Origin of the sequence: Novosphingobium sp. SG751A, from assembly GCF_013149295.1 — a bacterium.
In the GTDB taxonomy this organism is placed as follows: domain Bacteria; phylum Pseudomonadota; class Alphaproteobacteria; order Sphingomonadales; family Sphingomonadaceae; genus Novosphingobium.
Genome location: NZ_JABGCB010000010.1, coordinates 36888 through 58457, shown reverse-complemented (window position 1 = coordinate 58457; position 21570 = coordinate 36888). Strand labels below are relative to the sequence as shown.

20 protein-coding genes are annotated in these 21570 nt (G+C 62.9%); 16 read left to right on the top strand and 4 right to left on the bottom strand.

The annotated features are described in order from the left end of the window. The first annotated feature begins 109 nt into the window (after positions 1 to 109). The 5 genes from mdh (at position 110) to lpdA (ending at position 7743) form a co-directional block, all read left to right on the top strand. Positions 110 to 1072, top strand: coding sequence for a malate dehydrogenase (mdh, locus tag FHW96_RS14630; protein ID WP_172341328.1), 963 nt, complete (start codon positions 110 to 112; stop codon positions 1070 to 1072). A 76-nt stretch (positions 1073 to 1148) separates the two neighbouring features. Then, positions 1149 to 2039 carry a succinate--CoA ligase subunit alpha gene (gene sucD / locus FHW96_RS14625; RefSeq protein ID WP_172341327.1) on the top strand — a complete coding sequence of 297 codons (891 nt, stop codon included), beginning with the start codon at positions 1149 to 1151 and terminating at the stop codon, positions 2037 to 2039. Between the two features lie 172 nt (positions 2040 to 2211). Beyond that, positions 2212 to 5064, top strand: a complete 2853-nt coding sequence (locus FHW96_RS14620; RefSeq protein WP_172341326.1) for a 2-oxoglutarate dehydrogenase E1 component — start codon at positions 2212 to 2214, stop codon at positions 5062 to 5064. Between the two features lie 39 nt (positions 5065 to 5103). Then, complete coding sequence (gene odhB / locus FHW96_RS14615) at positions 5104 to 6321, top strand: 2-oxoglutarate dehydrogenase complex dihydrolipoyllysine-residue succinyltransferase (protein WP_172341325.1); 1218 nt, start codon at positions 5104 to 5106, stop codon at positions 6319 to 6321. A gap of 21 nt (positions 6322 to 6342) precedes the next feature. After that, the gene (gene lpdA / locus FHW96_RS14610) at positions 6343 to 7743 is read left to right on the top strand and encodes a dihydrolipoyl dehydrogenase (RefSeq protein WP_172341324.1); all 1401 of its coding nucleotides are present in this window, start codon (positions 6343 to 6345) and stop codon (positions 7741 to 7743) included. A gap of 72 nt (positions 7744 to 7815) precedes the next feature. On the opposite strand, the gene FHW96_RS14605 is transcribed toward lpdA, so the two are convergent. Then, positions 7816 to 8871 (bottom strand): LacI family DNA-binding transcriptional regulator, encoded by a 1056-nt coding sequence (locus FHW96_RS14605; RefSeq protein WP_172341323.1) that lies wholly within the window; start codon positions 8869 to 8871, stop codon positions 7816 to 7818. A gap of 90 nt (positions 8872 to 8961) precedes the next feature. Continuing rightward, positions 8962 to 9480 carry a sterol desaturase family protein gene (locus FHW96_RS14600; protein WP_172341322.1) on the bottom strand — a complete coding sequence of 173 codons (519 nt, stop codon included), beginning with the start codon at positions 9478 to 9480 and terminating at the stop codon, positions 8962 to 8964. Positions 9481 to 9600: 120 nt separating this feature from the next. On the opposite strand from FHW96_RS14600, the gene leuC reads away from it, so the two are divergent. From leuC to FHW96_RS14565, 7 genes are all read left to right on the top strand, one after another. Beyond that, entirely contained in the window at positions 9601 to 11031 is a 1431-nt protein-coding gene (gene leuC / locus FHW96_RS14595; protein ID WP_172341321.1) for a 3-isopropylmalate dehydratase large subunit, read from the top strand. 18 nt (positions 11032 to 11049) lie between these two features. Continuing rightward, the gene (locus tag FHW96_RS14590) at positions 11050 to 11235 is read left to right on the top strand and encodes a hypothetical protein (RefSeq protein WP_172341320.1); all 186 of its coding nucleotides are present in this window, start codon (positions 11050 to 11052) and stop codon (positions 11233 to 11235) included. A gap of 18 nt (positions 11236 to 11253) precedes the next feature. Next, positions 11254 to 11850 (top strand): 3-isopropylmalate dehydratase small subunit, encoded by a 597-nt coding sequence (leuD, locus tag FHW96_RS14585; RefSeq protein ID WP_172341319.1) that lies wholly within the window; start codon positions 11254 to 11256, stop codon positions 11848 to 11850. A gap of 245 nt (positions 11851 to 12095) precedes the next feature. Continuing rightward, positions 12096 to 12419 carry a DUF1476 domain-containing protein gene (locus tag FHW96_RS14580; RefSeq protein WP_172341318.1) on the top strand — a complete coding sequence of 108 codons (324 nt, stop codon included), beginning with the start codon at positions 12096 to 12098 and terminating at the stop codon, positions 12417 to 12419. 55 nt (positions 12420 to 12474) lie between these two features. Further along, entirely contained in the window at positions 12475 to 12708 is a 234-nt protein-coding gene (locus FHW96_RS14575; protein ID WP_168604485.1) for a BolA/IbaG family iron-sulfur metabolism protein, read from the top strand. A 71-nt stretch (positions 12709 to 12779) separates the two neighbouring features. Next, positions 12780 to 13103 carry a Grx4 family monothiol glutaredoxin gene (gene grxD / locus FHW96_RS14570; RefSeq protein WP_172341317.1) on the top strand — a complete coding sequence of 108 codons (324 nt, stop codon included), beginning with the start codon at positions 12780 to 12782 and terminating at the stop codon, positions 13101 to 13103. Positions 13104 to 13431: 328 nt separating this feature from the next. Then, positions 13432 to 14196: an NUDIX domain-containing protein gene (locus FHW96_RS14565; RefSeq protein ID WP_172341316.1), complete on the top strand. Its 765-nt coding sequence runs from the start codon at positions 13432 to 13434 to the stop codon at positions 14194 to 14196. Between the two features lie 3 nt (positions 14197 to 14199). Here the strand turns inward: FHW96_RS14565 and FHW96_RS14560 are convergent, their stop codons facing one another. After that, positions 14200 to 14556, bottom strand: coding sequence for a PilZ domain-containing protein (locus tag FHW96_RS14560; RefSeq protein ID WP_172341315.1), 357 nt, complete (start codon positions 14554 to 14556; stop codon positions 14200 to 14202). Between the two features lie 215 nt (positions 14557 to 14771). Between FHW96_RS14560 and FHW96_RS14555 the strand changes: the two genes are divergently transcribed. Beyond that, positions 14772 to 16505 carry a gamma-glutamyltransferase family protein gene (locus tag FHW96_RS14555; protein ID WP_172341314.1) on the top strand — a complete coding sequence of 578 codons (1734 nt, stop codon included), beginning with the start codon at positions 14772 to 14774 and terminating at the stop codon, positions 16503 to 16505. A gap of 34 nt (positions 16506 to 16539) precedes the next feature. Here FHW96_RS14555 and FHW96_RS14550 read toward each other — a convergent pair whose 3' ends face one another. Then, the gene (locus FHW96_RS14550; protein WP_172341313.1) at positions 16540 to 17073 is read right to left on the bottom strand and encodes a GNAT family N-acetyltransferase; all 534 of its coding nucleotides are present in this window, start codon (positions 17071 to 17073) and stop codon (positions 16540 to 16542) included. A 189-nt stretch (positions 17074 to 17262) separates the two neighbouring features. Between FHW96_RS14550 and FHW96_RS14545 the strand changes: the two genes are divergently transcribed. The 3 genes from FHW96_RS14545 to FHW96_RS14535 all read left to right on the top strand — a co-directional run bounded on the left by FHW96_RS14545 (position 17263) and on the right by FHW96_RS14535 (position 21464). Beyond that, positions 17263 to 19143, top strand: coding sequence for a methyl-accepting chemotaxis protein (locus FHW96_RS14545; RefSeq protein WP_253950997.1), 1881 nt, complete (start codon positions 17263 to 17265; stop codon positions 19141 to 19143). A 125-nt stretch (positions 19144 to 19268) separates the two neighbouring features. Then, positions 19269 to 19616 carry an energy transducer TonB gene (locus FHW96_RS14540; protein ID WP_172341311.1) on the top strand — a complete coding sequence of 116 codons (348 nt, stop codon included), beginning with the start codon at positions 19269 to 19271 and terminating at the stop codon, positions 19614 to 19616. Positions 19617 to 19943: 327 nt separating this feature from the next. Continuing rightward, positions 19944 to 21464 carry a DEAD/DEAH box helicase gene (locus FHW96_RS14535; RefSeq protein ID WP_172341310.1) on the top strand — a complete coding sequence of 507 codons (1521 nt, stop codon included), beginning with the start codon at positions 19944 to 19946 and terminating at the stop codon, positions 21462 to 21464. Positions 21465 to 21570: the final 106 nt, after the last annotated feature.

Genomic DNA, 21570 nt, shown 5'->3' with positions numbered 1-21570 from the left:
GGGCCACCTGCGCGCTTGCGGGACTGCGTATGATGGTCAGTGAAACACCCGCTATCCTGCGGCCACTTTCGGCCAAGGGGAAGCCCCGCAAGTAGGGAAGGATTGGTTCATGGCTCGCAAGAAGATTGCCCTGATCGGCGCCGGCAACATTGGCGGCACGCTCGCTCATCTGGCTGCGCAAAAGGAACTGGGCGACATCGTCCTGTTCGACGTTGTCGATGGCGTGCCTCAGGGCAAGGCTCTTGACCTGTCGCAGTGCGGCCCGGTCGAAGGCTTTGACGCCAAGATCACTGGTACGAATGATTATGCCGACCTGGCCGGCGCCGATGTGGTGATCGTCACCGCCGGCGTCCCGCGCAAGCCCGGCATGAGCCGCGACGACCTGCTCGGCATCAACCTGAAGGTGATGAAGGCTGTCGGCGAAGGCATCAAGTACAACTGCCCCGACGCTTTCGTGATCTGCATCACCAACCCGCTCGACGCGATGGTCTGGGCTCTGCGCGAATTCTCGGGCCTGCCTGCGAACAAGGTTGTCGGCATGGCCGGCGTGCTCGACTCGGCCCGCTTCACCACGTTCCTGGCTTGGGAATTCGGCGTGTCGGTCCGCGACGTGAACACCTTCGTTCTGGGCGGCCACGGCGACACCATGGTGCCGGTGGTTCAGTATTCGACCGTCAACGGCATCCCCGTGCCCGACCTCATCAAGATGGGTCTGACCACGCAGGAAAAGATCGACGCCATCGTGGCCCGCACCCGTTCGGGCGGCGGCGAAATCGTCGGCCTGCTCAAGACCGGCTCGGCTTTCTATGCGCCCGCCGCCTCGGCGATCGCCATGGCCGAAGCCTATCTCAATGATCAGAAGCGCATCCTGCCTTCGGCCGCCTATGTGAACGGCGAATATGGCGTGAACGACCTGTATGTGGGCGTTCCGGTCATGATCGGCGCCGGCGGCGTGGAAAAGGTCATCGAGATCGAATTGGACGCAGAAGCCCAGAGCAACCTCAACGTCTCGGTCGAGGCGGTCAAGGAACTGCTGGTGGCCTGCAAGGGCATTGATCCTTCGCTGGCCTGATCCAAAAGAATACGGCCCCGGTTGCAAGCCGGGGCCTAAAAAATAAGACGACCTCCTCCCCATCTCGGAGAATCCAATGTCGATCCTGATTGACAAGAATACCAAGGTCATCACCCAGGGGATGACCGGCAAGACCGGCACTTTCCACACCCAGCAGGCTCTGGCCTATGGCACGCAGATGGTTGGCGGCGTCACCCCCGGCAAGGGCGGCACGATCCATGCCGACACCAACCTGCCGATCTGGGACACGGTTGCCGAGGCCAAGGCCGTTTCGGGCGCGACCGCTTCGGTCATCTATGTTCCGCCGCCATTCGCGGCTGACTCGATCCTCGAAGCCATCGACGCTGAAATCGAGCTGATCGTTGCCATCACCGAAGGCATTCCCGTGGCCGACATGGTTCGCGTGAAGCGCGCCCTGTCGGGTTCGAAGTCGCGCCTGATCGGCCCGAACTGCCCCGGCGTGCTGACCCCGAACCAGTGCAAGATCGGCATCATGCCCGGTTCGATCTTCAAGGAAGGCTCCGTGGGCGTCGTCTCGCGCTCGGGCACGCTGACCTATGAAGCGGTGTTCCAGACCACCAACATCGGTCTCGGCCAGACCACCGCTGTCGGCATCGGCGGCGACCCGGTCAACGGCACCAATTTCATCGACGTGCTGGAACTGTTCCTGGCCGACGAAGCCACCAAGTCGATCATCATGATCGGCGAAATCGGTGGTGACGCTGAAGAACAGGCCGCACAGTTCCTGATCGATGAAGCCAAGAAGGGCCGTAAAAAGCCGATGGCAGGCTTCATCGCCGGCCGCACGGCGCCTCCGGGCCGCCGCATGGGCCACGCCGGCGCGATCGTGTCGGGCGGCAAGGGCGATGCGGAAAGCAAGATCGCCGCGATGGAAGCTGCCGGGATCAAGGTTTCGGCCAGCCCCAGCCTGCTCGGCGAAACGCTCGCCGAAGTGCTTAAGGGCTGAATTTAAGTTCAATACCGGGCGGGATTGGCCATCCGTGGTTAACCCCGTCCGGTGTTAGAAGAATGCCATGTGCCGGCCATTCCTCCCCGGGGCCAGAGGCTCTTTCGGAACCAGCCGCCACAATAAACCCCCACCAGCGCCAAAATGCGCCGGTGCGAAAATAGGTGAAGCCATGGGTAGCGAAAGCCAAGATTTTCTTTCCGACCCAGCACAGGACGGGCCGCAGCCCGGACCGAGCTGGCAGCGACGCAACTGGCCGCAGGTAGGCGGCGCAGCGGAGGACGAGCTGACCCGCGCGCTCGACCCCACCACGCTGAGGGAAGGGATCAAGGCGGCGGCGAAAAAGGCGGGCACGCCCGTCAGCGACGCTTCGGTCGAAGAAGCGGCCAATGACACGCTGCGCGCGATCATGCTGATCCGCACCTATCGCGTGCGTGGCCATCTGGCGGCGGACCTCGATCCGCTGGGCCTGCACCATTCCGATCTGCCCGCCGATATGACGCCGGAATATTACGGTTTCAGCGGTGCGGCGCTTGATCGCAAGATTTATCTGGGCGGCACGATGGGCCTGCAATGGGCAACCATCCGCGAACTCGTCGCCATCCTGCGCGCAAACTATTGCGGCAAGGTGGGCCTGGAATACATGCACATCACCGATGTGGAAGAACGCCGCTTCCTGCAAGACCGCATGGAAGGCGCCGACAAGCACATCGAATTTTCCGCCGAGGGCAAGAAGGCCATTCTGGGCGCCGTGGTTCGCGGCGAGCAGTGGGAAAAGTTCTGCGGCAAGAAGTATGTCGGCACCAAGCGCTTTGGCCTTGATGGCGGCGAGTCGATGATCCCTGCCCTCGAAGCCGTCATCAAGTATGGCGGCCAGTTGGGCGTTAAGGAAATCGTGTACGGCATGGCCCACCGCGGCCGCCTGAACGTGCTGGCCAATGTGATGGCCAAGCCTTACAAGGTGATCTTCCACGAATTTTCGGGCGGCACCGCCAATCCCGAAGACGTGGGCGGCTCGGGCGACGTCAAGTATCACCTTGGCACCAGCACCGACCGCGATTTCGACGGGATCAAGGTTCACATGAGCCTGATGCCGAACCCTTCGCACCTTGAAACGGTGGACCCCATCGTTCTGGGTAAGGTTCGCGCCTATCAGCAGATCCGCGACGACATCGGCACCGACATCGGGCCGGGCGCCAAGCACAAGCAGGTGCTGCCCGTTCTCATCCACGGTGACGCGGCCTTTGCGGGTCAGGGTATCGTGTGGGAATGCTTCGGCCTGTCGGGCGTGAAGGGTTACAACACCGGCGGTTGCATCCACTTCATCATCAACAACCAGATCGGCTTCACCACCAGCCCGCAGTTCTCGCGCGGCTCGCCGTATCCTTCCGACGTCGCCAAGGGCATTCAGTGCCCGGTGCTGCACGTCAATGGCGATGATCCGGAAGCCGTAACCTTCGCGTGCAAGCTGGCGATCGACTATCGCCAGACCTTTGGCCGCGACATCGTGATCGACATGTGGTGCTATCGCCGCTTTGGTCATAACGAAGGCGACGAGCCCGGTTTCACCCAGCCGCTGATGTATCAGAAGATCCGCGCGCATAAGCCCGTGTCGGAACTCTATGCCGAGCGTCTCCAGCGCGAAGGCGTGGTGCCCGCCGGTTTCCTTGGCGAACAGGTTGCCGCCTTCAACGCCCATCTGGAAGAGCACTTCGACGCCGCCAAAACCTATAAGGCCAATCAGGCCGACTGGTTCGGCGGTCGCTGGAGCGGTTTCAACCAGCCGATGGACCCCGAAAGCGCCCGCCGCAACGTGCCCACCGGCATCGAGCAGAAGCTGTTCGACAGCCTTGGCCGCACGCTGACCTCGGTTCCGAGCGATCTGACGATCCACAAGACGCTGGGGCGCGTGCTGGATGCCAAGCGCGAGATGTTCAACAGCGGCGAGGGCTTTGACTGGGCCACGGCCGAAGCGCTGGCCTTTGGCTCGCTGCTCTCGGAAGGCTATTCGGTCCGTCTGTCGGGTCAGGATTGCGGGCGCGGCACGTTCAGCCACCGCCACGCCGTCTGGGTCGATCAGACCAACGAAAGCAAGTATGTTCCGCTGACCACGGTGCCGCATGGCTTCTTCGAAGTCTATGACAGCCCGCTCTCGGAATATGGCGTGCTGGGCTATGAATATGGCTATGCCAGCGCCGACCCCAAGACGCTCGTCCTGTGGGAAGGCCAGTTCGGCGACTTCGCCAATGGCGCCCAGATCGTGATCGACCAGTACATCGCTTCTTCGGAATCGAAGTGGCTGCGCGCCAACGGCCTCGTGCTGCTGCTGCCCCATGGCTATGAAGGTCAGGGACCGGAGCACTCGTCGGCCCGTCTGGAACGTTATCTCCAGCTTTGCGCCGAAGATAACATGCAGGTGTGCAACATCACCAGCCCGGCCAACTACTTCCACGTTCTGCGTCGTCAGATGCACCGCAGCTTCCGCAAGCCGCTCATCATCATGAGCCCGAAGAGCCTGCTGCGTCATCCTCTGGCGAAATCGAGCGCCGAGGAATTCGTGGGCGAAGGCCACTTCATGCGCATTCTCTCGGACGCCAACGGCGCCGCCGACAAGGATACGCGCCGCGTGGTCCTTTGCTCGGGCAAGGTTGCCTATGACCTGTTCGAAGCACGCGACGCTGCCGAACTGGCCGATACGCAGATCATCCGTATCGAGCAGATCTACCCCTTCCCCGGCGAACCGCTTGCGGCGCGTCTGGCCAAGATGCCCAATCTGGAAGAGGTCGTGTGGTGTCAGGAAGAACCCAAGAACAACGGTTCCTGGTTCTTTGTCGAGCCGCTGATCGAGGAAACGCTGGCCAACGCCAAGGCGAAGGTTTCGCGCGCTCGTTATGCGGGTCGTCACGCTTCGGCCTCGCCCGCCACGGGCAGCGCCAAGCGCCACACGCTTGAACAGAACGCCTTGGTGGCCGACGCGCTGGGTCTTTCGGCCCGCAGCGAAATCCGCCGTAAGAAGAAGAGCTGAGCCGCAGCCTCCTCCCAATTTCTTTAGGATAAGCAAGTCATGTCCACGGAAGTCAAAGTCCCCACTCTGGGTGAATCGGTGAGCGAGGCCACGATCGGCCAGTGGCTCAAGCAGCCGGGCGAAGCGGTCGCTCTGGACGAACCCATTGCCAGCCTCGAAACCGACAAGGTCGCGATCGAAGTCAACTCGCCGGTCGCCGGTGTGCTCAGCCAGCAGCTCGCCGCTGTTGGCGACACGGTGACGGTCAGCGCGATCATCGCGGTGATCGAAGAGGGCGCTGCTGGCGCTGCTGCTCCCAAGGCGGCGGCTCCGGTTGCGGCGGCTGCGGCCCCTGCCCCCGTTGCGGCGGCTCCGGCGGCGGCTGAAAGCAACGATCCTGCCGTGCTCAGCCCTGCGGTGCGCCGCGCGGTGCTGGAATATGGCATCGACCCGGCCACCATCAAGGGCACCGGCAAGGACGGCCGCATCACCAAGGAAGACGTGGTGGCAGCCGCCCAGACCAAGGCCGCCAGCGGCGCACCGACCGTTCCGGCCGCTGTTGCAGCACCTGCCAACGAGCGTCGCGAAGAGCGCGTCAAGATGACCCGCCTGCGTCAGACGATCGCCAAGCGTCTGAAGAGCGCGCAGGAAAATGCCGCTCTGCTCACCACCTTCAACGACGTTGATATGTCGGCGGTGATGGAAGCGCGCAACCGCTTCAAGGATGCTTTCGAAAAGAAGCATGGCGTGAAGCTCGGCTTCATGTCCTTCTTCGCCAAGGCTTCGGTGCTGGCCCTTAAGGACATCCCGGCCGTCAACGCCCAGATCCAGGGCGATGAAATCGTCTATCACGACTATGTCGATATTTCGGTCGCCGTTTCGGCCCCGAACGGCCTGGTGGTGCCGGTGGTGCGCGATGTCGACAAGATGTCCTTCGCGGGCATCGAAAAAGCGATTGCCGACTATGGCAAGAAGGCCAAGGAAGGTTCGCTGACCATGGCGGACATGACGGGCGGCACGTTCACCATCTCGAATGGCGGCGTGTTCGGCGGTCTGATGTCGACCCCGATCATCAACCCTCCCCAGTCGGCCGTGCTCGGCCTGCACCGTATCGAGGACCGCCCGGTGGTCCGCAATGGTCAGATCGTGATCCGCCCGATGATGTACATCGCGCTGTCCTATGACCACCGCATCATCGATGGTCGCGAAGCCGTGACAGCCTTGAAGACCATCAAGGAAGCGATCGAAGATCCCACCCGTCTGCTGATCGACCTTTGATCGGATAAGGGGACGAATATCATGGCTGAATACAATTACGACGTCCTCGTCATCGGCGCTGGTCCCGGTGGTTATGTCGCGGCAATCCGCGCGGCGCAGCTCGGTCTCAAGACCGCCTGCGCCGAGGGCCGCGCCACGCTGGGCGGCACCTGCCTTAACGTGGGCTGCATTCCCTCGAAGGCTTTGCTGCATGGCAGCGAGCTGTTCGAGGAAGCGGCTCATGGCACGCTGGCCAAGTTTGGCGTCAAGACCGGTCCGGTCGAGCTGGACCTGTCAGTGCTTCAGGGTGAAAAGTCGACGGCGGTCAAGGAATTGACCGGCGGCATCGAGTTCCTCTTCAAGAAGAACAAGGTCGACTGGAAGAAGGGCTACGCCAAGTTCAAGGACGCCCACACCGTGGAAGTCGCAGGCGAAACCGTCACGGCCAAGCATATCGTGATCGCCACCGGTTCGTCGGTGACGCCGCTGCCCACCGTGGCGGTGGACAATGATGCGGGCATCATCGTGGACTCGACCGGCGCTCTGGCGCTGGACCGCGTGCCGCAGCACCTCGTCGTCATCGGCGGCGGCGTGATCGGGCTGGAGCTTGGCTCGGTTTGGCGCCGTCTGGGCGCCAAGGTCACCGTGGTCGAATTCCTTGACCAGCTTCTGCCCGGCATGGACGGCGAAGTGCGCAAGGAAGCGGCCAAGATCTTCAAGAAGCAGGGCATGGAGCTCAAGCTTTCGACGAAGGTCACGGGCGCTGTCGTCGAGGGCAAGACCGCCAAGCTGACGGTCGAACCGGCCGCCGGCGGCGAAGCCACCACGATCGAAGCCGACTGCGTGCTGGTGGCCATTGGTCGTCGTCCCAATGTCGATGGTCTGGGTCTGGAAAACATCGGTCTGGCGCTCAATGGGCGTGGTCAGATCGAGACCGACCATGATTTCCGCACCGCCGTTGACGGCGTGTGGGCGATTGGCGACGTGATCCCCGGCCCGATGCTGGCGCATAAGGCTGAGGACGAAGGCATTGCCGTGGCGGAAAACATTGCTGGTCTGACCGGCATTGTGAACCATGACGTGATCCCGGGCGTGGTCTACACAACGCCGGAATTCGCGGGCGTGGGCCTGACCGAGGAAGCCGCCAAGGAACGCGGCCCCATCAAGGTCGGCAAATTCCCGATGATGGCCAACAGCCGCGCCAAGACCAACCGCGAGCCGGACGGCTTCGTCAAGGTCATTGCCGACGCCAACACCGACCGCGTTCTGGGCGTGTGGTGCATTGCCTCGGTGGCGGGCACCATGATTGCGCAGGCCGCGCAGGCCATGGAATTTGGCGCCAAGAGCGAAGACATCGCCTACACTTGCCACGCTCACCCGACCCATTCGGAAGCGATCAAGGAAGCCGCGATGGCTGTGCTGGGCAAGCCGATCCATATGTGATCGGCCTGCCGTAGGCAAAAAAGGGGCGGGAAGGCATTACGCTTTCCCGCCCCTTTTCTGTTGTTTCAGGTTTCAGACAGGTGTGGCGACCCGGCCCAGAGCGCTGCCGCGCACGACAAGGCGGACCGGCACGCGGCCTTGAGGCCCCTCCTCGCCATCGACCAGAGCCTGAAGGCGATCGACCAGCGCTTTACCGGCTACGGCAAAATCCGGCTCGATGGTGGTGAGCGGCGGCACGCTGAACTGACCCGCCTTCACCCCGTCAAAGCCCACCACGCCGACATCACCCGGCACATTGAGCCCGCGTTCTTCGAGCAAGGCCATCACGCCCAACGCAATATCGTCGCAAGCGGTGAACAGCCCGTCGAAAGGCTCGCCCGCCTCCAGCAAGGCCGCAGCCGCCCGCCGCCCCTGTTCATGGCGCGAAAGCCCCGGCTCCAGCGTCATAATGCGCGGGGTCAATCCGGCTGCGATCAATGTTTCGGCATAGGCGTCATAGCGTTCGGCAAACTGTCGCTGCGGGCAATCAGCCTCGCCCACATAGACGATGCGGCGATAGCCATGGTCGAGCAGATGTTCGACCGCCGCGCGGGCCCCGCCGTGATTGTCGGCGCGGACCCATGGCAATTCATGCGCGGGCGCGGGCGCGGGCGCGCCCCAGCATACAACATGGCATCCATCATCGGCCGAGGCCTGAAAATAATCCCATGCCGCGCGGTTCTCGCTGGTGCCGAACACGATCATGCCGATGGCGCGGCGGCTGCGTTCGAAATGATCGTCCAGCCGGTCGGGCGCGCCCTGAAACGAGACGATGGTTTCCATGCCCCGCGCCGAGGCCGCCGCGCAAATCCCGCCCAACAACGCATAGTGGAACGGGTTGAACGCCCGCACATCTTCATCTTCAGGACAGATCACCACCACGGCAATCGTGTTCAAACGCCCGCTGCGCATGCGCGAGGCGGAGGAATCGATGTGATAATTGAGCCGCCGCGCCGCCTCGACAATCCTCTCCCGCGTGGCCGCCGCGACGATCGGGTCGCCGCTCAGCGCGCGCGAGACGGTGGACTGGCTGACGCCTGCTGCTTCTGCCACATCATAGGACGTGGCGCGAAAGCGCTGTTTGACCATGGCCTCTCCCTTCACGACCTCTTTGCAAATCTGGGCCTCTTTTGCAAAGCTGAGCCCAAAGCGCAAATGCCATGAGCCGTAAATACGGTTTCAGACCTCCTCAGCCTCGCGCAGCACGGCGATTCCGGCCTTGCGCTGCTCGGCCAGCTCTTTTTTCAAAGCTGAAGGATCGCGGGCAATGACAAAGCCAAAGGAGACGCCGCCCTCTTTGCCCACCGTAGCGTGATGCAGCCGGTGCGCCTGAACCAGCCGCTTGGCATAGCCCCCGCGCGGCACATAATGGAAATAGCGCTGATGAACGAGCCCGTCATGGATCAGCGAATAGACGATGCCATAGCACAGGATGCCGATGCCGATCCACGTTCCGGCCTCCCACGCATGGGCGCCCATGATCAGCGGGCTGCCGATGGCGAAGGCCGAAATGCTCATGGCCGCGCCGAACAGCGCATAGAGGTCGTTCTTTTCGAACATCCGATCATGGCGCTCGTGATGGTCGCGGTGCCAACCCCAGCCCCAGCCATGCATGATATATTTATGCGCGCTCCACGCGATGCCTTCCATGGCGAAAAAGCTGATGATGACGATGGCGATGGCGGCAAAAAGACTCATAATCCCCCTATAATGCGCAATGCACGATTTCGCCACTGGCCCGAATGTCCATGTGAATGTCCGTGTAGTGGGCATTCGCCTCTTGTTTTTGCCGCCCCCCATGCCTAGGTCGGGTTTATTATGACCGGACCCAAGACGCTCTACGAAAAGATCTGGGATGCCCACACTGTGGAATCCCGCGATGATGGCACCAGCCTGATCTGGATTGACCGACACCTTGTGCATGAGGTGACCAGTCCGCAGGCTTTTGAGGGGTTGCGCGCTGCGGGGCGCAAGGTGCGCCGCCCGGATCTTACGCTGGCGGTGCCCGATCACAATCTGCCCACCACCGCGCGCCGCGATGCGGCCGGACATCGTATTGCCATCAAGGACCCCCAGAGCGCGCAGCAATTGGCCGCGTTGGAAGTGAATGCGCCCGAATTCGGCATCCGCCTGATCGGCGATGCAGACCGTGAACAGGGCATTGTCCATGTGGTCGGCCCCGAACAGGGCTTCTCGCTGCCCGGCGCGACGATTGTCTGCGGCGATTCGCACACCGCCTGCCATGGCGGTCTGGGCGCGCTGGCCTTTGGCATCGGCACCTCCGAGGTCGAGCATGTGCTGGCCACGCAGACCTTGCAGCTCAAGCGCTCCAAGACGATGGAAGTGCGCGTTGAGGGCGAACTGGGCGCGGGCGTGACCGCCAAGGATCTGGTGCTGCACATCTGCGGCACGCTGGGCGCCAGCGGCGGCACCGGCTATGTCATTGAATATACCGGATCGGCCATCCGCAATCTGTCGGTCGAGGGTCGCTTGACCGTTTCGAACATGGCGATCGAGCATGGCGCGCGCGCGGGCCTGATCGCGCCCGATGAAAAGACCTTCGCTTATGTGCAGGGCCGCCCCTATGCGCCCAAGGGCGCCGATTGGGACAAGGCCGTGGCTTGGTGGAAGAGTCTCGCCACCGATCCGGGCGCAACCTATGACAAGGTCGTGGTGATCGACGCCGCCGACATTGCCCCCACCGTGACCTGGGGCACCAGCCCCGAGGACACCGTGGCGATTGGCGGCGTGGTGCCTGCGCCGGAAAGCTTTGCCGATCCCAGCAAGCAGGAAGCCGCACGCAAGTCTCTGGCCTACATGGGCCTGACGCCGGGCCAGAAGATGACCGAAGTCGAGGTGCAAAACGTGTTCATCGGTTCGTGCACCAACAGCCGCATCGAGGACATGCGCGCCGCCGCCGCCATTGTGAAGGGCCGCCGCAAGGCCGACAATGTGCGCTGGGCGATTGTCGTGCCGGGCTCGGGTCTGGTCAAGGAACAGGCCGAGGCCGAGGGCCTGGACAAGATCTTTATCGAGGCGGGCCTTGAATGGCGCGAGCCGGGCTGTTCGGCCTGTCTGGCGATGAACCCGGACAAGGTGCCCTCGGGCGAGCGCTGCGCCAGCACGTCGAACCGCAATTTCGTGGGCCGTCAGGGTCCGGGTGCGCGCACGCATCTGGTGTCGCCCGCGATGGCGGCGGCGGCGGCGGTGACGGGGCATCTGACCGATGCGCGTGAATTTTTGGCCTGAACTAGAGAGGGTGAAGGGATGAGCGAAGAGAGCGGAAAGAAGGTTTCGGGCGAGCGTTCGAGCTGGGCCGGTGTTGCGACCATCGCGGGCGCGGCGGCGATTGGCTCGGCCGCGCTGACGGCGGCGCTGATTTTTGGCAGCCGCCGCAAGCCTAAGCCGACCGACGCTCCTGCTCATCCTGAAGATGCGCCTGAAACTGACTGATCCGAAAGATATTTTCCGATGAAACCGATCAACCACGTGGCCGGCACGGCGATCCCCTTTGGCGCCAAGAATGTCGATACTGACGTTATCATTCCGGCCCATTGGCTCAAGACCATCACCCGTGAGGGCCTTGGCAAGGGCGCGTTTGAAGCGATCCGTGCCGAAGAAGGCAATATTTTCGACACCGAACGCAACAAGGGCGCGCCAATCCTGATCGCGGGCGACAATTTCGGTTGCGGGTCCAGCCGCGAACATGCCGCATGGGCGCTGCTCGACATGGGCATCACTTGCGTCATCGCGCCCAGCTTTTCCGACATTTTCTCGGGCAACGCGTTCAAGAACGGCATCCTGACGGTAGTTCTGCCTCAGGAAGCCGTCGATCGCCTGCTGGCCGTGGCGGTTGACCAGCCGATCGATGTCGATCTGGAAAGCCAGACCGTGACCACGCCGTTCCAGGATCGCTTCTCCTTCGAAATCGACCCGTTCCGCAAGCATTGTCTGCTCGGCGGGCTTGATGAAGTGGGCCTGACGCTGTCGCGCGATGCGGCCATCAAACAGCATGAAGCCAAGATTGCGGCTGACCTGCCGTTTCTGGCCACAGCATCGGCGGCCTAAGGCGAGAAAGATTTTCTCGCTTTTTTAGGGAAACCTTCCCCGTTTTTGAGCAAGCGCAAAGATCGACCGCTGCCGATATGCTGAAAAAGCCCTGTCGCAGCGGAGGTCGCGCCAAATCGGGGGATTGAACCACCGCCGCTGCGACACATATACATTGGCGCGCGATTTGCATCGCGATATGGACGGCAGGCTGAAAAAGCGCCACATTGCGCCATCGATTTCAAAAACCATACGGGAGACGCCCTATGACCAGCTTTCAAGACCGCGAGCGGGCCGAAGAAGCCAAGTTTGCTCAAGACGAAGAGCTGGAGTTTCGTATCCACGCCCGCCGCAACCGCCTGCTGGGCACCTGGGCGGCCGAACGGATGGGCCTTTCTCCGGCCGAAACCGAAGCCTACGCCAAATCGGTGGTGCAGGCCGATTTCGAGGAAGCCGGCGATGAAGATGTCGTGCGTAAATTGCTGGGCGATCTGATCAGCGCGGGCGTCGATGCCGACGAGGCCGAAGTACGCACCGCGATGAAAGCCAAGGAAGCCGACGCCCGCCGCGCGATGATCGGTCAGGTCTGACGCTATTTTTCGGGCGCGGCCATGGTGGCGCGCGCCCTTTGACAGGACACCCCCGATGCCCATGCCCGCCGACCAGATCGAGGCGCTGATTCGCGCCGCAATTCCCGATGCCGAAGTGACGATCACCGACCTTGCCGGTGACGGCGACCATTATGCCGCCCACGTCACTTCGCCCAGCTTTGCCGGAAAGCCGCGCATTGCCCAGCACAAGGCCGTGTTTGCCGCATTGGGTGATCGCATGGGAGGCGAACTGCACGCCTTGCAACTGACCACCGGCATCCCCACCTGAGCGATTGACGAAACAGATTTCCTTCGCAAAAAGGATCTGTTCCCCCGATTGGTTGCAGAAAGTTTCAAGCCATGTCCGACGTCCAGACCCGCATTGCCGATATTGTGAACACGAATGACGTTGTGTTGTTCATGAAGGGCACCGCGCTTTTCCCGCAATGCGGCTTTTCCAGCCGCGCGATTGCGATCCTTGAGCATCTGGGCGCGACCTATCACACGGTCGACGTGCTTCAGGATATGGAGATCCGTCAGGGCATCAAGGCCTATTCCGATTGGCCCACGATCCCCCAGCTCTATGTGAAGGGCGAGTTTCTGGGCGGCAGCGACATCATGATGGAAATGTATGAGGCCGGCGAGCTTCAGGCCCTGCTCAAGCAGAACGGTCTGGTCGCCTAAACGCATCATCTTTTCTGATAACAAAAGGGCCGCTTCCCCGTGGGGAGGCGGCCCTTTCGTTTTGTGAAAGGGTGGGGTCGGGAGACTGGGAAGACCGACCCCACCTTTATACTCGAGACGGGAGTGAGGCGGGACTGCAGAGACCGGGAAGCAGCCCGCCTCTATTTGAGACTGCCATTAGTACAACCTTGGAAGCATAGGTCGTGCCAGTTTTTGAAAATGGCGGATTTCGGGCATATTCAATCGAGTGCATCACCCACTCCCGGCCCAGATTGTCAATTTCCCCGACACCCCTTGCCAAGCCCCATTCGCGCCCTATCAAAAGAGGATGGATTCCAGCCCGCCCCTCATCCTGCGCCCCGCAGCCACCTTGGTTATCTTTCGCCAGGGCGCCGCGGAACAGCCGCCCGAACTGCTGATGGTCGAGCGGTCGGAGGCGATGCGCTTTGCCGCCGGGGCCACGGTTTTTCCCGGCGGCAAGGTCGACCCGCAGGACATCGGACTGGCGCAAAGCCTGACGAACGAGGACCCGACCGACACTGCCGCGCGCATCGCCGCGATCCGCGAGACGCTGGAAGAAACCGGGCTTGGTTTGGGCTTCACGCGCGGGTTGAATTATGACGAGGCGGTCGCCGCGCGCACGATCCTGCAATCGGGCGGGGCAATGGGCGATGTCCTCTCCCGCCTCGGTCTGGCGCTAAATCTGGAGGTGCTGACGCCCTTTGCCCGCTGGCGGCGAGAGAGTGTCGGAGGATTTGACACTCGCTTTTATCTGGCAAACATCGGCACGGGCGCGGTCGATCTGGCGGTGGATACCACTGAGAACAGTCGCCTTTTCTGGCAAAGCGCCCGCGATAGCCTGAGCGGCGCGGCGCAAGGCGCGCTCAAGATCATCCTGCCGACCCTGCTCAATCTGGAACGGCTTGCGCAATTCGTCGACTTCCATCAGGCGGCGGCCGATGCAAAAGCCCACCCCATCGTCCCCATCAGCGCCCGCCGCATGATGCGCGACGGCGAGGAATGGCTGACGATCCCTGAAGGTCTGGGCTATCCGATCACGGCCATGCCCCTCAGCGCGGCGCGGCGCGGATAGCGATCAACCCGAGCAGACGCCCCGCGTCCGCGCCCGCCAGTCCTGCACCTCGCCGCTCATCTGGACATGCAGGCGGCAAAGATGCTCGACCACGGGTTCATAGATGGGCCGTTCGAATTGCAGCCCGCACTGGCCGCTTTCCACCCAGCGCACCGTGCAACTGATCGCCTCCAGCCCGTCCAGCTTGAGCATCACCCGCGTTCCTACCGCCAGCGAGAGCGTGCGCGTGGCGATCCGGCAGCCATGGGTGGAAAGGTCGCTGACCGTGACGTTATCCTGCAAACCGCTCATCAGGCGGCAGCGGGCCGACATGGTCAGCGGCCTTCGGATGGCCTGTCGGTTGGTCTGGCGGGATCGCATGGCATAGGTAGCATAGCGCAATGCTGGTTAACCCTTCGTTTTCACTTGGCCCGGCGCCGCAAATTTCCTCCACCGCCGCCCGTCAAGGCCGCAATCGTGAAAGATAATTCATCAGCATGCGCAAAAAGCCCCTTTGACTTTGCCCGCCAAAGCGCAAACACCGGGGTCATGGCCAAGCCCATGGATTACAATCCCGGAGTATCATCTTGTCTGTAATGCTTTCTTGCCGCGCGCTGTTCCGCATCGGCGCCGCCTCGCTCGCCCTTTGCGCGGTGAGCGTTCAAGCCCGCCCGGCCCCGGTCGCCCCGATCACGGTTGCCCCGGCCAAGGGCGATGCCAAAGCCGGTTTTGCCAGCCATGCGATGATTTCGGCGGCCAATCCGCTGGCGGTTCAGACCGGCCTGCGCATCCTGCAAAAGGGTGGCAGCGCCGTGGACGCGGCGGTCGCGGTGCAGGCGGTGCTGGGTCTGGTCGAGCCGGAAAGTTCGGGTCTGGGGGGCGGTTCGTTCCTGGTCTATTATGACGCCAAGACCAAACAGGTCACCGCCTATGACGGGCGCGAAGTGGCACCCAAGGGGGCCAGCCCGCGCCAGTTCTACGGCCCCGACGGGAAGCTGCTGCCCTTTCCTGTGGCCGTGGTGGGCGGGATCGCCACGGGCGTTCCGGGGGCTATCGCCATGCTGGAAATGGCGCAGAAAGAGCATGGTCGCCTGAAATGGAACCAGTTGTTTGGCGAGGCGCACAAGCTGGCCAGCGATGGTTTCGAGGTCACGGGCAAGTTGGCCCGCGCCATCGTCAGTCAGGCTCCGCAGGCCAAGGGAGCCGATGCGCAGGCCTATTTCCACAAGGCCGACGGCACGCCTTATCAGGCAGGCGAGCATATCGTGAACAAGCCCTATGCCGCCACTCTGGACCGCATTGCGGCGCAGGGGTCCAAGGGGCTGCTGACCGGCCCAGTGGCCGAAAAGATCGTCGCCAAGGTGACGAGCGGCACGCTGCCCAGCACAATGACGCTGGCCGATCTGGCCGCGTATAGGCCGCGCAAAACCGAGGGCCTGTGCATGCCCTATCGCACCCATCTCATCTGCACCCCGCAGGCGCCCTCGGGCGGCGTGGCGGTGCAGGAGGCGATGGGCCTGCTGGCGCATACCGACATTGCCACGCGCAACGCGCAGGACCCCAAGGGCTGGATGCAGATCGCGCAGGCAAGCCGCCTCGCCTATGCCGACCGCGACCGTTATGAGGGCGATCCGGCCTTTGTGCCTTTCCCCACCGGCCTGCTGGCGCCCGATTATATCGCCGATCGCGCCAAGCTGATCGGCGAGACGATCCAGCCCGTCACCTTCGGCATCCCCAAGGACGCGCCCAAGGTGGGCAAGGACGCCACCCATGAGCCGGGCGGCACCACCCATATGGTGATCGTGGACACCGCGGGCAATGTCGTGTCGATGACCACCACGGTGGAAAGCATCTTTGGTTCGGGCCGGATGGTCGATGGGTTCTTCCTCAACAATCAGTTGACCGACTTTTCCTTCAGCACCAACGATCCCGATGGCGCGCCCGCGGCCAATGCCGTCGCGCCGGGCAAGCGTCCGCGTTCCAGCATGGCGCCCGCCATCGTGCTGACGCCAAAGCGCAATTTCGAACTGGCGGTGGGTTCGCCGGGCGGCACCTCGATCATCGCTTATAATATCAAGGCGTTGGTAGGGCTGCTCGATTGGGGGATGAAGCCGCAGGATGCGATCAGCCTGCCCAATCTGGTGGCGCGCGGCGATATTTTCAGCGCCGACACCTTCCCCGCCCCGGTGGCCGATGCATTGGCGGCCAAGGGCCTGCCGCTGATGACCGCGCGGGGGGAAAATTCGGGGCTGCATGTGATCGTGCGCCGCGCCAAGGGCTATGAAGGCGGGGCCGATCCGCGTCGCGAAGGTGTCGCTCGCGGTTTCTGATACGAAAAAGGCGGAGGCAAAAACCTCCGCCTTTTTATTTCCGGCGCATGATGAACTCTTCGTCGCGCCAGTCGCCCACGGCAAATTTATACTCGCCCACGATCTCGAACCCGCGCCCGGCATAGACATGCTGGGCCTTCAGATTGCCTTGCCACACGCCGATCCAGATCGGGCGGCCCCATGAGGCCAATTCATCCAGCGCCAGATCGAGCAAATGCTTGCCCAGCCCTGCACCCTGCACTTCGCGGCGCAGATAGAGCTGATACAGCTCCCCATCGCCATTCTCGCGTTCGGGATGCGGCAATTTGCTGGGCCCAATATGGACATAGGCGACCAGCGCGCCATCTGCATCCTGCGCCACCCATGTGCGATGCTCCGGATCGGCCAGTTCGCGCGCCACCGTTGCCTCGCCATAGGAGTCCTCCTCGAACACCGCCAGATCGGCGGGCGGATAGGGAATGGCAAAGCCGGTTGGCCCGAACGTATCGCGGAAACAATGCAGTTTGAGCGCGGCCAGCGCGGAAACATCGTCGGCGCGGGCGGGGCGAATGGTGATGCTGACGGTCATGCATTGGCCCTATACCAGCGCGCCGGGCGCGGCAATCACCCCATCATCGTAAACCGAAATCGACACTTTATGCCGCTGCGATAGGTAAGATTTCGGATCAACCCATAAGCCCAAATGCTGACTAAATAGAGAGAAAAGCATTCCTTCGCATCTTCATAAATGACGCGGGGGAGATCTGCCTTGTTGCGTATGGGTATTTCGGCCAAGTTTCTGGCCGCTTTTGCAATCCTTCTGGCGGTCATGGCCGCGATGGGGTCCTTTGCAGTGGTCAAACTGGGCGAGGTCAACGCGATCTCGACCGAATTGCGTGAGCGCTGGCTGCCCGGCTCGCAGGCGCTGGGCGATGTGCACGCCTTCGTCTCGCAATATCGCATCAAACAGAGCGCCCATGTCGGCGCCAGCGCCGAGGGGATGAAGACCCGTCAGGCCAAGCTGATGCGTGCGGCCCAGACCGCCATTGCCACCCGCATGGAAGATGCCGCCAAGCTGAGCCAGAGCCCGGAGGAAAAATCCGCCTTTGCCAAGCTGAAAGGTGATTGGCAGACCTATCTGGGCCAGAACGAGCAATTGCTGAACCTGTCGAACAGCGATGCGGCGGCGGCCAAGGCGATGTTCGACGGCGATTCCCTGACTGCCTTCTACACGGTCGAGGATGACCTGCTTGCCCTGATCGACCTGAACACCAAGGGCGCCAGCGCGGCTTCGGCGCGTTCGGCCGCGATCTACGATCAGGGGCGCAAGGTCATCATCGGCGCAGTCGTGGCCGGGCTTGCTGTGGCGCTGGGGCTGATGGGGCTGATGATGGTTTCGATTGCGCGGCCCGTGGCCCGGATCAGCGAGGCGGTTGGCCGGCTGGTTCAGGGCGACATGCATGTCGAAATCCCCGCCATGGGCCGTCAGGACGAAGTGGGCAGCCTTGCCCGCGCGCTCGACAGTTTCAAGGCTCTCTTCGCCGCCGACCAGCAGCGCACGCAGGCCGAACTGGAGCGCGCCCGCGAGACCCAGATCACCATCGACGCCATCGGTTCGGGCCTGTCCGAACTGGCGCGCGGCAATCTGACGCATCGCGTGCCGGAAAATGGCGCAGGCGGCCTGGGCCAGCTCCATGTCAATTTCAACGAGGCGGTGAGCCAGTTGGCCAGCGTGATGCGCGAGATCGTTGACGGTTGCGACGCCATCCGCCGCGGCACCGACGAAATCGCAGCCGCCAGCGGCGACCTTGCCCGCCGCACCGAGCATCAGGCCAGCTCGATTGCCGAAACCAGCCGCACGCTCAACGAATTCAGCGGCACCGTGCGCGTGACCGCCGACAACGCCCGCCAGACCAGCAGCCGCCTTGCCGTGGCGCGCAACACCGCCGAAGCCGCCGACCAGCAGGCCGAGCAGGCAGTCCACGGGCTGCAAGCCATCGAAGCGTCGAGCCGCGAAATGGCCGATATTGTCAGCGTGATCGACGGCATCGCGTTCCAGACCAACCTCTTGGCGCTGAACGCGGGCGTCGAGGCGGCACGCGCGGGGGATGCGGGCAAAGGCTTTGCCGTGGTCGCCAACGAGGTGCGCGCGCTGGCTCAACGCAGCGCGGACGCGGCCAAGGACATTCGTGCGCTGATCACCACATCGAACGATCAGGTTTCAACCGGCGTGGCTCTGGCCAGCGCCAGCGGCGACGCGCTGCGCCAGATCGTTGGCGAGGTTGCGCAGATTTCCGAGCTGGTCGAACAGATCGCGGAAGCCGCGCAGAAGCAGTCGTCAAATGTCGAGGAAATCTCGGCGATGATGAATTCGATGGATCAGTTCACCCAGCAGAACGCCTCGATGGTCGAACAAAGCACCGCCAGCACGCATACGCTGTCGGGCGAAACGCAGCGGTTGGTCGAACAATTGCGCCGGTTTGAAATGAACCGGACGGGCGGCGGCGCCCCTGCGCGTGCACAGAGCAAGGCCATCACACCGCGCGCGCCGGTGCCCGTCAATCAGGACGATCTGGCCCTGCCCTCCTTCTCGGCCCGGCGTGCGTCATCGGTGGGGGCTACGGCATTGAAAATAGAGGACGACTGGTCGGAATTTTAAGCGACCCGGTAAATTCACTTAAGACCATGGCAGAGTAGCAAAAAGCATAAATATCAGCCCGACCTTATCCAATTGCAGGCAATAGTTACGCATCGAAAGAATAGTTTAGAAAGAGAAAGCCGACCATGATCAAGACTATTGCCAAGATCTCGCTCGCCATGACCGGCGCTGTTCTTTTCAGCACGTCGGCTTCTGCGCAATCCTCGGACTGGACCCGTTCGGTCACCAACATGTTCGCATCCAAGCAGACCTATCCTTCGACCGCCCAGATGCGCGGCGAGGAAGGGACCGCCAAGGTCAAGGTCTATATCGGCGCCGATGGTGCGGTGCAAAAGGCCGAAATCGTGTCCGGTTCGGGCTCGGCGATCCTCGACAAGGAAGCGCTGTCCGTCCCTACCAAGGTGGGCAAGGTTCCCGCGCCGCCCGCCGGCCCCACCACGCTGACTGTGCCGATGACGTGGAAGCTGGCGTAACATTTCAACCATGATGCAAACGGGGCCGGGCGCAAAACCGGCCCCTTTTTGCGTGAATCGGCCTCATTTTTGCTGCAACGCGCAAAAAACTTGGCATTGAAGCAATCGTGCTGTATAGGCCATCTCCAAGCAAGTCGGCGCGCGGCATGAGGCAGCGCGCAGGACCGGGCAGCGTGAGGGCAGCCATTTATGGCCACCCGCCCCGGATCTCACGGATTTGCAGTCCGTTTTTCGCTTCCTCCTCACGCAGGGTCGCGCTTTTTGAGCCCCCTGCTTGCCGCGCCGCTTACGCTGGTGTGCGCTGTGAAGCCTGTTTGAAAGTTACCCATGTCCTATTTTTCCGAACTTGGCCTTGCCGAACCCCTGCTGCGCGCGTTGGAGACCAAGGGCTATAGCGACCCTACGCCGATCCAGCGTCAGTCGATCCCTGCGCTGATCGAAGGGCGTGACCTGCTGGGTCTGGCCCAGACCGGCACCGGCAAGACGGCGGCCTTCGCGCTGCCCTCGCTGCACCGCCTGATCAACGATCCCAAGCCGCGCAAGGCCGCCTCGTGCCGTATGCTGGTGCTCAGCCCCACACGCGAACTGGCCGCCCAGATCGCCGACAACATGCGCGGCTATGCCAAATATGTCAGCCTGAACATCCAGTGCATCTTTGGCGGCATCCCCGCCGGCAAGCAGGCCCGCGCTCTGGTGCCGGGCTGCGACGTGCTGGTGGCAACGCCGGGCCGCCTGCTCGACCTCATTGACCAGCGCGCCCTGACGCTGCGCGATGTCGAAATCTTCGTGCTGGACGAAGCCGACCAGATGATGGATCTGGGCTTCATCGTGCCTCTGAAGCGCGTTGCCCGCCTGCTGCCCCCCAACCGCCAGAGCCTGTTCTTCAGCGCCACCATGCCGCAGGCGATCGAGGAACTGGGCAAGCAGTTCATCCAGAACCCGGTCAAGGTTGAGGTTGCCCCGCAATCCACCACCGCAGAACGCGTCGAGCAGCGCTCGATCTTCATCAATCAGGCCGAAAAGCAGGCGCTGCTGACGATCCTGCTGCGCGATGGTCTGGCCAAGGAAGAAGGCGATGCCGACCGCATCGACCGCACCATCGTGTTCACCCGCACCAAGCATGGCGCGGATCGCGTCGTGCGTTTCCTGACGCCCGCAGGCATTCCGGCCGCCGCCATCCATGGCGAAAAGAGCCAGGCCCAGCGCACCGCCGCCCTCAAGGGCTTCCGCGATGGTACGGTCAAAGTGCTGGTTGCCACCGACATTGCCGCGCGCGGGATCGACGTTTCGGGCGTTTCCCACGTGTTCAACTTTGAAATCCCCAATGTGGCCGAACAATATGTTCACCGCATTGGCCGCACCGCACGCGCGGGCGCCGATGGCATCGCCATCAGCCTGATCGCCGAAGACGAACGCCCCTACATCCGTGGGATCGAGCGCCTGACCGGCGTAAAGCTGACCCCGATGCCGCTGCCGCCCGAATTCCAGAAGGAAGCCTCGCGCCTGCCCGCCCCCGCCAAGCGCGGAACCGGCGACAATGGCGCGATCAAGGGGCGTCCTCAGGGTGAAGGCCGCCGCGATGGCGGTGGACGCCGTGATGGCGCGCGCGATGGTGGCCGCGAAGGCGGGCGCCGTGAGGAAGGCCGCCGCAACAATGACCGTCGCCCCAATGCGGGCCGTGGTGACACGCCTCGCGACGGTCAGCGTTCGCGCACCCAGCGCGACGGCGATCGTGCCCGCGCCGAGCGCCGCGAACAGCATGGGCGCGCGCGTCCTGCCGCTGCGGCGGGTGCTTCGCAGTTCGATCCGCTGCGGGAAAATGTCGATGCCAAGGCGCGTCGTCGCTGAGGATTGATCGGGGGCTTTATGCCTCCGGCGGGCCAAGGGACTCGGTCCCTTGGCAATCCCGTTCATGGGGTTGGGTTCGCGGGGTCTACTTGCGGATCATAAAATG